The sequence below is a fragment of the Microvirga arabica genome, from assembly GCF_016811235.1.
Lineage (GTDB): Bacteria > Pseudomonadota > Alphaproteobacteria > Rhizobiales > Beijerinckiaceae > Microvirga > Microvirga arabica.
Window position 1 is genome coordinate 1 of the sequence record NZ_JAFBID010000003.1, and the last position, 12,775, is coordinate 12,775.

Here is a 12,775-nt window from a genome sequence, read left to right on the forward strand (position 1 = left end):
CCGGAGGCGCGCATGGTAGCGACCCTGCAACTCACTGATGTCGGCGTCCGCTATGGCAAGCAGGAGGTGCTCTCCGGCGTGACCACGCCGGTGCTGAAGGGCGGCGAGGTCACCGCCGTGATCGGCCCGAACGCCGCCGGCAAGTCGAGCCTGTTCCGGCGCATCGCCGGGCTGCTCGACGGACCCGGCGACATCCGTATCGACGACGTCGCCTTGAGGTCTGGCCCGAGCCCTGTCTGCTACATGCCGCAGGACACCTCAGTGAACACGGTGCTGACCGTCTATGAATCCGTGCTGCTCGCCCGCAAGCAGGGCGCACCGCGCAAAGTCAGCGACGAGGATCTCCAGGAAGTCGACCGCGTGCTCTTCAGCCTGCGGATCGAGACTATTGCCTTCAAGGGTCTCAACGAGCTCAGCGGCGGCCAGCGCCAGCTGGTATCGCTCGCGCAGGTACTCGTGCGCGAGCCCAAGATCCTCCTGCTCGATGAGCCGACAAGCGCCCTCGACCTGCACCGGCAGGTGGAGGTGCTGGCGCTCATCCGCTCGCTCGCCCGGGAACGGGGGATCTGCGTGGTGCTTGCCATCCACGACCTCAACCAGGTCCTGCGCGTGGCCGACCGGGTGATGGTGATCGATGCCGGCACCATGGTGAACTGCGGTCCGGTGGAGACGGTGATCACCCCGACTCTGCTGCAGACCATCTATCGGGTGGATGGACGGATCGAGCGCTGCTCGCGCCTGTGCCCGCACGTGATTATCGATGGGCCGCTCGAGCTTGCCTAAGAAGTGGCGTCATCGTCTCAGCCCTCCGGTCGCCGCGTTCAACACATAAAGGCAGCAACTGGATAGCCTCGCACCATCCCGCCTGCCTATAACGGGACCCTCTCGAATCATGGAAGCCCGTGCATGAGCCTTGGACTGCCTGAACGTCGCTCGGACGAGCGCTTCGCTACCATGCTGGAAGGGTGGATCCGAGATACGGAGAGCAAGGCCCGCATCGGATGCTCCGTGCGGGACCTGTCGCAGTCGGGCGTCCGGCTGGTGATTTCCGGCTCTGCGGACATTCCCGTGGAATTCGTGCTTGAGATTCCTGGTGCCGGTGCAACAGCCATGACACAGCTGGTGTGGACGGACGGAACTCATTACGGGGCGCGCTTTACCAGTTAAGCGGCAGATCCGGTCAACGCTCTACTTATTCCTGCGGTATCAACGCCGCATAGCATCACCATTCACGTCCTGCCCGACATGCCAGCCGGATTAGCGGGTGGCGTTCTCCTGTTTGCGCCCTTTCAGCCATCTGTCACTGGCGCACGGCTTATTCTCACCCGGACCAGACGGAGCTGCTCCCTACCCCCGAAGGGCATTGGCAATTTGCGCGTCCTCAAGAGACAAATGCTAACAGCGGGTTAATCCCGTTGATGGGGGGAGCAGTGATCAAACTCGACATGCGATCTGTGCATATGCGCATGGATGAAATGTTATCAAGGACGGGGCAAACTCAATCTATGAGCCCGCCGCTCTCAGATGAAGAGGCCCAAATTCTTCTCTTGATCGCAGCCGGTCATCAGAATGCGGAAATTGCTGCTGCCGCTGGCACTGATCAGCTTGCGGTGAGGGAGCACATCAAGGCGATCCTGCGCAAGGCCATAGCCGCCGGCAACGCGGCTAGCCGTCCGCGGGCGGTCAATCTTCGACCCGCGGAGTCTCCCTCCGACCTGCCGAGCCCGTTCATCGCCTAGCACGACGCAGGAACCATCTCTTCACAGCTCCCAGTTCTACCGTCTCCGTAACCCGAACACAGAGGCTGACGGCTGGCAGGGGCGCAAGGTATTCACTCTCCTTCAACGCAAAAGGATGTTAGATCTCCACCATGCATGGGGGCGAATGTGAGACAGGTAATCCATAACGACCGAAACTAGAGTTTCTTGGTTTTCATCATCTTTATGGGGATCATTGTCGGCACTGGTATGGGCCTAGCGGCCAAGACCATCACGCCTCTGCTGGCGTGGGCAAAAAGCTCTCCAATCGAAACTGCGAAGACGAAACGCAAAACTCTGCTTCCTGATGGAGCTCTGCAGGGGGCCAATCGGACAGCATGACCTGCTCCCACCACACCACGGCAGCCCTTCGGGAGGATCCCTCAAAAAGGGCTCGTCGATTAAGCCGGCGTTAATCGGATCAGGCGGAGACTCGGGCATCATCTGGAGGAAACCAGAATGGTCTCCACTTCCCGTTCCAAGGCTACGGTCCTTGTTGTCGAAGATGATGCGCTCACCCGCGAGCTTCTGGTCCAGCTTCTTCAGGCCGGTGGCTTCGATGTCATCGCTGTGCCGGCAGGAGATCAGGCCTTGCTGGCCCTTTGCCACCATAGCGAAGAGATCGACTGGCTTGTGAGCAAGGTCGGCCTCCCGGGCCTCATTTGCGGATGGATCCTGGCGGACGAGTACCACGAGCATCACCCCAATCGACCTGCGCTTCTGCTTTCGTCACTCGACCCGGCAGGCAGGGCGTCTGCCCGAGCGGTCTTTATCCCGCCGGCGGCTCCGATGAGGGTCCTTGAGGTGCTGCAGTCTCTCCAGAACCTGGAGCCCTCCCAGGTGCTCCAATTCCCCACTACGAAGGCAGCATGACCTCTTCCTGCCATGCCTCAGTGATCACGATGTGCGCCTTAGCTTGATGCCATTAACATAGGTTACATTATGTGATGGGACTGAGTTGGAACGGCACCCGACGGGAGCCGTTTTCTCGCCAAGCTCTCAAGAGAGCAAATCGGAGGAAGTTAATGCTTGATGAGGCTGTAGGGGACTGGCAAAGCGGCGAGCTTTTCGTGGTTCCGCTCGCCTGGCGGGATGATGGGCTCTGGTCCCAGATCCAGGCGTCCGCTCAAGAGCGTATCACCGCAAATCTTCAGACGATGTACAGCGAGGTTCTTCAGCAGCCTTTATCGCCTCTGCTCCGCGACATAGCCCACGAGGTTGAGCGGCGACTGGATGCCTCCTGACCGGTGGTAACAGGTTTTTCATGCCGGCATGGGATACCCATCCCATGACCTATTCCCGCGACACCCAAGCCATCTCCGAACTCACCGGCCAGCCCGTCAGCACGTGGTCCGAGGAATGGCGCATCGAGACCGAGGCCCGCACCCTCCTGAAAATGTCCAAGGCCGAGCGGGACGCGTTCTTCAACGGCAGGAAGGATGCGGATGGGAAGACGATCGATCGCGGGGTGATCGGGATCCGTGGCCAGAAGGCCGCCGAGGAGATCAAGGCGACGATGGAGCGGCTGCAGGCAATCCGCAGCGAGTCCAAGTAACGGACGCTATTCCTAAGCATAGAAATAAAAAGGGTCGCGCCCAGTCTTGTTGTATGACTGTGTTCGCGACCCTTGTGACCGTATTTTGCCCCTACGGTTAACCTGGGATAAACTATCCCTATTGTCCAAGCAAGACCAAATAGTTCGCAAATAAACGATCATTTGCGTCAGAATAGCGCGCCTATTCTCTTGATACGCTCAATTAACGCCATGAATTGTCACAATTTAGCCAGATTACTCTCCGAATAGAGAGGTTCACGACCCTCATTTTGCCCCTACGGGTCGGACCTTGAAGCGCCCCTCCATGAGCGGGCGCTTCCTTTTTGTGGCTGACCGCTGATTCGCTGCCCCAGGCGCAACCCCTTATGAGGCCCCCTGTGGGGCGAAGAAGCAGATGATGGCCCGGGTCGTCGGCTCCTCGCAGAGGTGGAACTTGGCGTCAGGCGACATCTTGGAATGCTCGCGGCCCACAAGGCGCCCGTCCCAGAGCCGCCAGCCCTCGGCGGTTTCCGTCACCGTCTCGCCCCGGGCCTCGATGAGTTCGCGGCAATCATGCTCGTCACAGCACCAAGCCGGATACCAGTCGTGGGCGTAGGACGTCCCGCTGAGCACGCAAGCCATTGCAACAATAGCCAGAGCCTTCACAGAGGCCATTCAGGACAAGCCTTTCCCGAGGATCTGGCCCCGATTGACGAGCTTGGCCCTCATCTTGGAGCGGGTCCTATGGCACGTCCAGTCCTACCCTAACGGCAGGATCTCTTCGCACTAGGCTTATTCCTGGGTCTTGAGGTAGGGCTCGACCTTGCCCTTGAGCTTGATGGTCATCGGGTTGCCGAAGCGGTCCTTCGCATTCCCGGCTGTGACCCGGACCCAGCCTTCGCTGACGCAATACTCGTCCACGTTGGTCTTCTCGGCACCGTTGAAGCGAATGCCGATCCCCTTCGCCAGCAGTTCCTCGTTGTAGAAGGGGCTGTCCGGGTTCGAAGCCAGGCGGTCGGGAAGCGTATCGGTCATGCGAGGGTCTCTCCAATAGGGTCGTTCAGGGGCGGCAACCTAGCGCATCGTGCGGAAAAGTGGACCCGGTTTTCCGCCTAAACGATGTGCTATTCAATAAATGAGCATCGGCCCCAGAGGCCGAAAGCCAATTCCCACCAGCCCGACGTGACAAGCCCGCCGCAATGTCCTACTTTCGTTGTACGCCCCAACGGCAGGACAATAATCCGCGCGTAAGCGGAAGAGACCAGGGAGAGAAAGACTTGTCGGCAGCGACAGACGGGATCCAAACAGATTTTTCCAACGATATGAGCTATGGAGACTATCTCCGGCTCGACACCCTGCTCTCCGCCCAATCGCCCCTGACATCTGAGCACGACGAGCTTCTCTTCATCACCATTCACCAGGTGATGGAGCTGTGGCTCAAGCTCCTGAACCGGGAGCTCGACACGGCGCTGGCCCATATCCGGGCCGACGAGCTCCAGCCCGCCTTCAAGTGCACCGCCCGCATCAACCGGATTCAGGAGCAGCTGATCCAGGCCTGGACCGTGCTCTCCACCATGACGCCCTCGGACTACCTGAGCTTCCGCCCGGCGCTCGGCAAATCCTCCGGCTTCCAGTCCTGGCAGTATCGCCTCGTCGAGTTCAAGCTCGGGGCCAAGGACGCGGTGAAGATGGCGCCACATCGGCACCGGAGCGATCTCGCCGAGCAGCTCGAGGCGGCCTACCGCGCGCCAGGCCTCTACGACGAGGCTCTGCGCCTCCTGGCCCGGCGTGGCTATGCCGTTCCAGCAGAGGTGCTGGAGCGGGACGTGACGCAAGCTTACACGGCGCATCCCGGTGTCGAGGCGATCTGGGAGGAGATCTACCGCCATTCGGGCGAGCATTTCGATCTCTACGAATTGGCCGAGGAGCTGGTCGATCTGGAGGACGCGTTCCAGCAATGGCGCTTCCGGCACATGAAGACGGTCGAGCGCATCATCGGCATGCGCAGCGGCACCGGCGGCAGCAGCGGTGTCAGCTACCTGCGCAAGGCGCTGGAAAAATACTTCTTTCCTGAACTCTGGTCCGTTCGCGGCAAGCTTTAATCAGGTTGAGTGCATCATGCTTGATCTTCGCTCCCAGTTCTCCCGCTTCCTCAGCTCAGAGCCCGATCGCCTGCATTTCGCAGCCCACAGCCACCACCCGTGGCCGGACGTGACCCGCGAGGCGCAATTGCAGGCTTGGGACGATGCCGCCCATTTGATGGACGACAAATGGGAGCACATTCTGGGGCCCGTGCTCGACGAGTTCCGCGGCCATGTGGCCGGGCATCTCAACCTGCCGGATCCTTCCGCAATCGCCGTGGCGCCAAACACGCATGAATTCCTGAAGCGCATTCTCTCCTGCTTTCCCGCCGACCGCCCGGTGCGCATCCTGACCTCCGACGGGGAGTTCCACTCCTTCACGCGCCAGATCGCCAGGTTGGAAGAGGAGCGGCTCGTGGACGTTACCCGCGTGCCGGCCGAACCCTTCGCAACCTTTGAGGATCGCTTGCACGCGGCCGCGAAGGGGGGCTACGATCTCGTGTTCGTCAGCCAGGTATTCTTCAATTCCGGTTTTGCCCTGGACGGACGCCATCTCGCGGAGTGCGACCGCAACGGCGCCATGATCGTGATCGACGGCTACCACGGCTTCATGGCGCGGCCGACGGATCTCGGCAGCATAGCAGACCGCGTGTTCTACATGGCCGGCGGCTACAAATACGCCATGGCCGGCGAAGGCGCCTGCTTCATGCATTGCCCGCCGGGCTGGGGCCTTCGCCCGCGCGATACCGGCTGGTACGCCGCCTTCGGCAGCCTGATGAGCGCGCAGAGCGGACAGGTGGGCTACAGCGAGGACGGCTGGCGCTTCATGGGCGCCACCTTCGATCCATCCGGCCTCTACCGCTTCAACGCAGTGATGCGCTGGCTTTCAGATGAGGGCATTACGCCAGGCATCATCCACGCGCACGCGAAAGCGCTGCAGCAGCATTTCCTGCGGCGCATCTCCGGTTCCGCCCTGTTCGCGAACGCCACGCCCGTGGTGCCGTCCGACGAGACGCGGCGCGGCAATTTTCTCACCTTCCAGACATCCGCTGCGCAGGCCATCCACAACGACCTCAAGGAGCTGCGCGTGGTGACCGACGTTCGCGGCCAGCGCCTGCGCCTGGGCTTCGGCATCTACCAGACCGAGGAAGAGGTGGACGATCTCGTGCAGCGCATCGACGAAGCGGGCGCGATGGAGTCCCTGCCCGTCGGCACATCGTCGGCTGCGTGAGACTTACAGCCCCACCATCTTCATAGCCGGTTCCGGATAACGCGTGCCGGCAGCGGCGCCCGGCGGGATGATGCGGTCGATGCGTGCGAGATCCTCATCTGTAAGGTTCACGTCAAACGCACCCGCATTCTCCTCGAGATAGCGGCGGCGCTTGGTGCCGGGGATCGGCACGATGTCGTCGCCCTGCGCCAGCACCCAGGCGAGCGCGAGCTGTGACGCCGTGCACCCTTTCTCTCCCGCCATGGCTTCAATCTCGCGCACGAGGTCGAGGTTCTTCTGAAAATTCTCGCCCTGGAAACGCGGCGAGTTGCGGCGGAAATCATCCTCTGCCAGATCGTCCACGCTCTTGATCTGACCGGTGAGAAAGCCGCGCCCGAGCGGCGAGTAGGGCACGAAGCCGATGCCGAGCTCGCGCACGGTGGGTAGGATCTCGTCCTCGGGATCGCGGCTCCAGAGCGAGTATTCCGTCTGCAACGCCGCGATGGGGTGAACCGCATGAGCACGACGGATGGTCTGGGGGCCGGCCTCCGAGAGCCCGAGATAGCGCACCTTGCCCTGGCGCACGAGATCCGCCATCGCGCCGACCGTATCCTCGATGGGTGTCTCGGGATCGACCCGGTGCTGGTAATAAAGATCGATCACATCGACGTTGAGCCGCTTCAGGCTCGCCTCGCAGGCCTGGCGCACGTAATCGGGCTTGCCGCTGATGCCGAGGCGCTCGCCGTTGGGGCCGCGCACATTGCCAAACTTGGTGGCGAGCACCACCTTGTCGCGCCGATCCGCAATGGCGCGGCCGACCAGTTCCTCGTTACGACCAACGCCGTACATGTCGGCCGTGTCGAGGAAAGTCACGCCAAGCTCGATGGCGCGATGGATGGTGGCGACGGACTCCGCCTCGTCGCCGCTGCCGTAGAACTCCGACATGCCCATGCAGCCAAGACCGAGGGCGGACACCTGCAATTGGCCAAGCCGACGCTGCTGCATGGGAGGTCTCCAATTCTGATGTTGAGAATGCCGCCGCGCATGGCTGCGGATGGAGCATCAACTGGACTCGCCCCGGCCGGTTTCAAGTGCGGCGAGCGTCAGACAGCCGCTTCTGCCAGCATCAGGATAATGCCGAGGGCAACGAGCATGATGCTGGGCCAATGGTGCTTGGGATGGAATCCGCGCACCCGCCCCTGCGGCTCGAGGGTCGCGCCCGCGCCCGTGGGACCCGTCCGGTGCGCATCGCTCAAGCGTCCCTTCCAGAGCACCTGGCCTGCCGCCAGCACAATCCCGGCAATGATGAGCAGCGCACCGATCCAGACGAGGACCATGCCCGATTGCATGAAACCCTCCTGATGTAAGCCCCACCGAGCGAAGCATAACACGGCTTCCACCGAAGGCCCAAAATGCGCGGGCTTTCAGCGAGACGCCGAAGCCGAGCGGTTGAAGAGCAATGCGTCTGGATGGTGACGCATCGCGCCTTCCGTGCACGCTTCGGGTCCCAGGGAGGAGCGAAGCTTCGAATAGGTCTTCGCCAGTTCGTCGAGAGTCACATTCTCCGCAATGCGGGGAGGGCGACGCAGACGGCGCCGTCCTTGCTCCACGCGGCCTCGAACGGCAGCGGATTAGCGCTGTCCGGCTTCTGGATGCCGAAGCGGTCGTAGACATCGACAAGGGTTCCGTCGCGCGTTGCAGGACGGTTATCGCCGCCGTAGTCGGCACGCATCATGTGAACGCAGGCGGCATGCAGCTCCTGCATCGGCACATCCGCTCGGTCATCCCAGGGACGATAGCCCATGAGGATGCACTTTCCCTCCGCGCCGCTGGTGCAGGTCAGGTCGACGCCCGTTTCCTTCTGAAGCGGCAGGCCGAGCTGCCGGCCACGCGCGTCGGGCATGCAGGCGTTCTGGAATGTTCGCCCGGCAGGATCTTCGACGAGAAACCGGTAGAGCACGACCGGGCCGCCGGGTACCCCGTCCTGCGTCTCGACAGCGTCAATCAGGACATGGATTGTCTTCTCGCCGCTGTGCATGACGATGCGGGCTCCAATCAGCGCCTCTCGCTCCAGCACCCGTCCCTCATCGAGGTGCAGTCTGAACTCACCCCTGTCCGCCTCCAAGCGGCCGTTCAGGGCCTGGCCCGCGCCGGAAGAGGCCAGGAGCAGAACGGCGCTGACGGCGATTGGCAAAGGCGCATGCATGGCACACCACTCCCCGGCGGATGCCAGGAGAACCCTCGCAGGGAAGCAACGAGGGTTCTCTGGCTCGGGCTTACTTGAGCGTGACGCGAGCACCATCCTTCAGGATGACGCCCGTGGCCTGCACGCCCTGGCCGGCGACGGCGCCCTCACGGGCAGCACCATTGATATTGCGGCCGTTCATGTTGCGGCCGTTGAGCAGGATGCCGTTCAGGTTTCGGCCGTTCTCGGACACGCCGTTGATGTTGCGGCCGTTGAACGACAGGCCAGGCTTCCGTGAATTGGCTTCCGAGGCCACAAGGAGACCTGCCGCCATCGCAGCGGTAAGAACAGTAAGAGACTTGATCATTGTGTTCACCTACAGCCCCTTTGATTGAACATGTCCTTGTCGGCCCGTATTTTGAAACTTTATATCGGAAAGTGACGCGCCGAACTCAATGAACCTTTTGTTGAAAACTTTCCTCACAAAAAGGTTATGTGTCCTAGCGCACATGCTCAGGGGTGAAGCCGCAGGGCCTTACCTGCTATCGCGACCGTGCTATGCTTGAGGGATGCTCTCGCCATCCGTCACCATCCGCCATCTCGGGCCAGGGGACGCTCCGGCTCTTCGCCGGCTGAACGTCTTGTTCGGACAGGCTTTCGCGGACCCGGAGACCTACACAAGGAAACAGCCTGAGGACGCCTACCTGGAGGCGTTGCTTGCCAAGGATCACGTTTTCGCCGTTGTGGCGCTGGCCGGCGAAGAGGTTTTGGGTGGGCTTGTGGCCTATGAGCTCGACAAGTTCGAGCAGGCGCGGCGCGAGGTGTACATCTACGACCTTGCCGTCCACGCGGAGCATCGGCGGCAGGGCATTGCGACGGCTCTCATCGAGCATCTGCGCGGGATCGCTGCGGAGCGTGGCGCCTGGGTGATCTATGTGCAGGCGGATTACGGCGACGACCCGGCCATCGCGCTCTACGAGAAACTTGGGACTCGTGAGGAGGTTCTGCACTTCGACATCGCGACGTCACCCGTGCCGCGCTAGTCAGGCCGCCTGCCCGGCGCACCACCCGGACGACCAGGCCCACTGGAAATTGTAGCCGCCGAGCCAGCCGGTCACGTCCACCACCTCGCCGATGAAGTAGAGGCCCGGAACCGCCTTGGCTTCCATGGTGCGGGAATCGAGTTCGCGGGTATCCACGCCGCCGAGCGTCACCTCGGCGGTGCGGTAGCCCTCCGATCCTGCCGGCTTGAAGCGCCAGCGGTTCACCGCCTCCTCGACGGCCCGAAGCCGCTTGTCGGAATAATCCGCCAGGTTGGCCGGCCCCTTCTCTGTCTCGGCGATGAGCTGCGCCAGACGCTTGGGCAGGAACGCCGAAAGCGCCGTCTGCAGGGCCTGACGCCCGTTCTGCGCCCGCGCCGCGCGCAATTCCTCGAACAGGTTCACGCCCGGCAGCATGGACAGGGTGATCTCGTCGCCCTCGCGCCAATAGGAGGAGATCTGCAGGATGGACGGGCCGCTCAACCCGCGATGGGTGAAGAGCAGCGCCTCGGGGAATTGCGTCTTACCGCAGGCCGCTACCGCATCGACGGCAACGCCCGCGAGAGGCGAGAGGCGCTCCAGTAGGGTCGGCTCCAGGGTCAGCGGCACCAGGGCTGGGCGGGTCTCGACAATTTTCAGCCCGAACTGCTGCGCGAGATCGTAGCCGAAGCCGGTGGCACCCATCTTCGGAATGGACTTGCCCCCGCTCGCCACCACCAGCGACCGGCACTGCACCGCGCCCTGCGAGAGCCTGAGCAAGAACCCCTCAGACGTCTTCTCGGCGGATTGCACGGAGGTGGAGAGCCGAAGCTCCACATGGGCCCGCCGCATCTCTCTGAGCAGCAGATCGACGATCTGCCTCGACGAGCCGTCGCAGAAGAGCTGGCCCAAGGTCTTCTCGTGATAGGCGATGCCGTAGCGCTCCACCAGGGCGATGAAGTCGCGCTGCGTGTAGCGGCGCAGCGCCGAAATGGCGAAGCTCAGGTTCTGCGAGATGAAGTTGGCAGGCCCGGCGTTGAGATTGGTGAAGTTGCAGCGCCCGCCACCGGAGATGCGGATCTTCTCGCCAGGCTTGGCGGCGTGGTCGATGACCAGCACGGAGCGCCCGCGCTTGCCGGCCTCCGCCGCGCACATCATTCCGGCGGCGCCTGCGCCGATCACCACAACGTCGAACTGATCCAAGAGAGGTCTTCCTGAGAGCCATGCAGGCCACAATGAGACGGTTCGGCCGATGGCTTTCGGCCTCACGATGGGCCGTAGGTATTCAGGTCAGGCGGCTGATGCAAGCGGCTCACGATTGCGCCAGCACGGGAAGCATGCCAACGCTCCTGCGTTAGATCCTCACACCGCCTCTTTCTCGCCGGTCATCCTGCCTCATGCCCCATCTTGCCGAATACGGCGCCCTGTTCGCCGCGGCCTTCCTTTCGGCCACGATCTTCCCGTTCCAGTCGGAGGCCGTGCTGTTCGCGATGCTTGTGGCCGAGCACTACACCTGGTGGGTGCTCATTCTCGTGGCGAGCGTGGGCAACATTCTCGGCTCAATCGTGAACTGGTTCCTGGGCCGCTTCTTCGCCCATTTCGAGGATCGGCGCTGGTTTCCGGTGAAGCGCCACCAGATGGCCAAGGCGGAGGTCTGGTATCACAGGTACGGCCGGTGGACCCTGCTGCTGAGCTGGGTGCCGATCATCGGCGATCCGCTCACCATCGTGGCAGGCTTGCTGCGGGAGCCCCTGCGGGTGTTCATCCCGCTCGTGGCGCTCGCCAAGACCGGGCGCTACCTCGCCGTCGGGGCCTTGAGCCTGGGATGGATTTGAACCACCGTTTCTACTGTCATTTCGGGGCGAGCGGTAGCGAGAGCCCGGAATCCATAACCGCCATCGGCGCAGCATAGGACGCAACGGTCCCTGAAGCATTCATTTGATAAGCGTCGTGTTTATGGATTCCGGGCTCGGCCTCCGGCCGCCCCGGAATGACAGAGGGAGCTTAAGATTACGGCCCCTGCAGGCTCGACCAGATCTCTTCCAGGTGGCTTGGCTCGATTACGTCGCCGGATGCGGTGCGGATGACCGCGTGCATTCCGGCGGGCGCCTCGTTGGTCATGGCCCAGTGAACGGCCTCGCGGAGCGTCGCGAATTCCATGATGTCGCTGGGAGCGCCCTGTCTGCCATTCTGCGCGCCCAGGGGCTCGTATTGCAGATGTGCCGGAGCATCCAAATCGGTTTGCATGACCATGTCGCCGTCCCGCTTTCGTTCGAAGGGTTCAGGCAGGACAACGCCGCTCAGGCTTCGGGCGTTTCAGCCCGATGTTCCTCACGGGCCTCCTCCCAGACCTCCCGAGCCGCATCCGCATTGACCGCCGCGATGGCGAGGCCGACGATCAGGTCCGGCCAAGCGGAGAGCGTGGCGGCCGTCACCAGCCCCGCTCCCACGATGGCCACGTTGGCGAACGCATCGTTGCGGGCGGACAGGAACGCCGCCTTGGTGAGGCTGCCGCCGTGATGGCGATGGCGGGCGAGCAGGAGCGCGCAGGCGAGATTGACCGCAAGAGCCCCTGCCCCGGCCAGCGACAGGAGCACCGGCTCGGGCGGGACCGGAGTCCAGAACTTCTCCCAGGCCATCCAGAGGGTGGCGAGGCCCGGCACGAGAATTATGGCGGCGAGCCCCATCCCCACACGCGCCCTCATCCTCAGCGTGAAACCTAAGGCCAGGAGGATGAGGAGGTTGATGGAGGCATCCTCCAGAAAGTCGATGCTGTCGGCAAAGAGCGACACCGACCCGATGGCAAGGGCCACCGCGAACTCGATGCCGAAATAGCCAAGGTTGAGGGCCGCCACGAGGGCGACCACCCGGCGCAAAGACCCATCGGAGGCCGTCTGATCCATTCCTTGTCCTCTTCAGGTCGAGCCTTATCAAGGACGGTTGCCCCTTTCCAGCAAGCTCGACCTTGAGCAATTCCATTGCGGCAAAG

18 protein-coding genes are annotated in these 12,775 nt (G+C 62.6%); 9 read left to right on the forward strand and 9 right to left on the reverse strand.

From position 1 onward, the window contains the following. The first annotated feature begins 12 nt into the window (after positions 1-12). From JQC81_RS02220 to JQC81_RS02240, 5 genes are all read left to right on the forward strand, one after another. Entirely contained in the window at positions 13-783 is a 771-nt protein-coding gene (locus tag JQC81_RS02220) for an ABC transporter ATP-binding protein (RefSeq protein ID WP_203270089.1), read from the forward strand. Positions 784-906: 123 nt separating this feature from the next. Continuing rightward, entirely contained in the window at positions 907-1,167 is a 261-nt protein-coding gene (locus JQC81_RS02225) for a PilZ domain-containing protein (RefSeq protein WP_203270090.1), read from the forward strand. Positions 1,168-1,430: 263 nt separating this feature from the next. Continuing rightward, positions 1,431-1,739: a LuxR C-terminal-related transcriptional regulator gene (locus JQC81_RS02230; protein WP_203270091.1), complete on the forward strand. Its 309-nt coding sequence runs from the start codon at positions 1,431-1,433 to the stop codon at positions 1,737-1,739. Positions 1,740-2,216: 477 nt separating this feature from the next. Continuing rightward, a complete protein-coding gene (locus tag JQC81_RS02235; RefSeq protein WP_203270092.1) occupies positions 2,217-2,630 on the forward strand; it encodes a response regulator in 414 nt (137 codons plus the stop codon). Between the two features lie 391 nt (positions 2,631-3,021). After that, complete coding sequence (locus tag JQC81_RS02240; protein ID WP_246520163.1) at positions 3,022-3,312, forward strand: DUF7696 family protein; 291 nt, start codon at positions 3,022-3,024, stop codon at positions 3,310-3,312. Between the two features lie 363 nt (positions 3,313-3,675). Here JQC81_RS02240 and JQC81_RS02245 read toward each other — a convergent pair whose 3' ends face one another. Both JQC81_RS02245 and JQC81_RS02250 read right to left on the reverse strand, forming a co-directional pair. Further along, a complete protein-coding gene (locus tag JQC81_RS02245; protein ID WP_203270093.1) occupies positions 3,676-3,966 on the reverse strand; it encodes a hypothetical protein in 291 nt (96 codons plus the stop codon). Positions 3,967-4,083: 117 nt separating this feature from the next. After that, complete coding sequence (locus tag JQC81_RS02250; RefSeq protein WP_203270094.1) at positions 4,084-4,326, reverse strand: DUF3297 family protein; 243 nt, start codon at positions 4,324-4,326, stop codon at positions 4,084-4,086. A gap of 242 nt (positions 4,327-4,568) precedes the next feature. On the opposite strand from JQC81_RS02250, the gene kynA reads away from it, so the two are divergent. Both kynA and JQC81_RS02260 read left to right on the forward strand, forming a co-directional pair. Beyond that, a complete protein-coding gene (gene kynA, locus JQC81_RS02255) occupies positions 4,569-5,393 on the forward strand; it encodes a tryptophan 2,3-dioxygenase (RefSeq protein ID WP_203270095.1) in 825 nt (274 codons plus the stop codon). Positions 5,394-5,409: 16 nt separating this feature from the next. Then, positions 5,410-6,603: an aminotransferase class V-fold PLP-dependent enzyme gene (locus tag JQC81_RS02260; RefSeq protein WP_203270096.1), complete on the forward strand. Its 1,194-nt coding sequence runs from the start codon at positions 5,410-5,412 to the stop codon at positions 6,601-6,603. Positions 6,604-6,606: 3 nt separating this feature from the next. Here JQC81_RS02260 and JQC81_RS02265 read toward each other — a convergent pair whose 3' ends face one another. From JQC81_RS02265 to JQC81_RS02280, 4 genes are all read right to left on the reverse strand, one after another. Then, positions 6,607-7,587, reverse strand: a complete 981-nt coding sequence (locus JQC81_RS02265) for an aldo/keto reductase (RefSeq protein ID WP_203270097.1) — start codon at positions 7,585-7,587, stop codon at positions 6,607-6,609. Positions 7,588-7,685: 98 nt separating this feature from the next. Then, positions 7,686-7,931 (reverse strand): hypothetical protein, encoded by a 246-nt coding sequence (locus JQC81_RS02270; RefSeq protein ID WP_203270098.1) that lies wholly within the window; start codon positions 7,929-7,931, stop codon positions 7,686-7,688. Positions 7,932-8,137: 206 nt separating this feature from the next. Then, the gene (locus JQC81_RS02275) at positions 8,138-8,788 is read right to left on the reverse strand and encodes an ADYC domain-containing protein (RefSeq protein ID WP_203270099.1); all 651 of its coding nucleotides are present in this window, start codon (positions 8,786-8,788) and stop codon (positions 8,138-8,140) included. A gap of 70 nt (positions 8,789-8,858) precedes the next feature. Next, positions 8,859-9,134 (reverse strand): hypothetical protein, encoded by a 276-nt coding sequence (locus JQC81_RS02280; protein WP_203270100.1) that lies wholly within the window; start codon positions 9,132-9,134, stop codon positions 8,859-8,861. 202 nt (positions 9,135-9,336) lie between these two features. Here JQC81_RS02280 and JQC81_RS02285 point away from each other — a divergent pair, with 202 nt between their 5' ends. Next, positions 9,337-9,810, forward strand: coding sequence for an AAC(3)-I family aminoglycoside N-acetyltransferase (locus tag JQC81_RS02285; protein ID WP_203270101.1), 474 nt, complete (start codon positions 9,337-9,339; stop codon positions 9,808-9,810). Here JQC81_RS02285 and JQC81_RS02290 read toward each other — a convergent pair whose 3' ends face one another. Further along, positions 9,811-10,989 carry a BaiN/RdsA family NAD(P)/FAD-dependent oxidoreductase gene (locus JQC81_RS02290; RefSeq protein WP_203270102.1) on the reverse strand — a complete coding sequence of 393 codons (1,179 nt, stop codon included), beginning with the start codon at positions 10,987-10,989 and terminating at the stop codon, positions 9,811-9,813. Between the two features lie 194 nt (positions 10,990-11,183). On the opposite strand from JQC81_RS02290, the gene JQC81_RS02295 reads away from it, so the two are divergent. After that, positions 11,184-11,621, forward strand: a complete 438-nt coding sequence (locus tag JQC81_RS02295) for a YqaA family protein (RefSeq protein ID WP_203270103.1) — start codon at positions 11,184-11,186, stop codon at positions 11,619-11,621. Between the two features lie 175 nt (positions 11,622-11,796). Here the strand turns inward: JQC81_RS02295 and JQC81_RS02300 are convergent, their stop codons facing one another. Continuing rightward, positions 11,797-12,039 (reverse strand): hypothetical protein, encoded by a 243-nt coding sequence (locus tag JQC81_RS02300; RefSeq protein WP_203270104.1) that lies wholly within the window; start codon positions 12,037-12,039, stop codon positions 11,797-11,799. A 47-nt stretch (positions 12,040-12,086) separates the two neighbouring features. Next, a complete protein-coding gene (locus tag JQC81_RS02305; RefSeq protein ID WP_203270105.1) occupies positions 12,087-12,689 on the reverse strand; it encodes a cation efflux transmembrane domain-containing protein in 603 nt (200 codons plus the stop codon). Positions 12,690-12,775 lie beyond the last annotated feature (86 nt).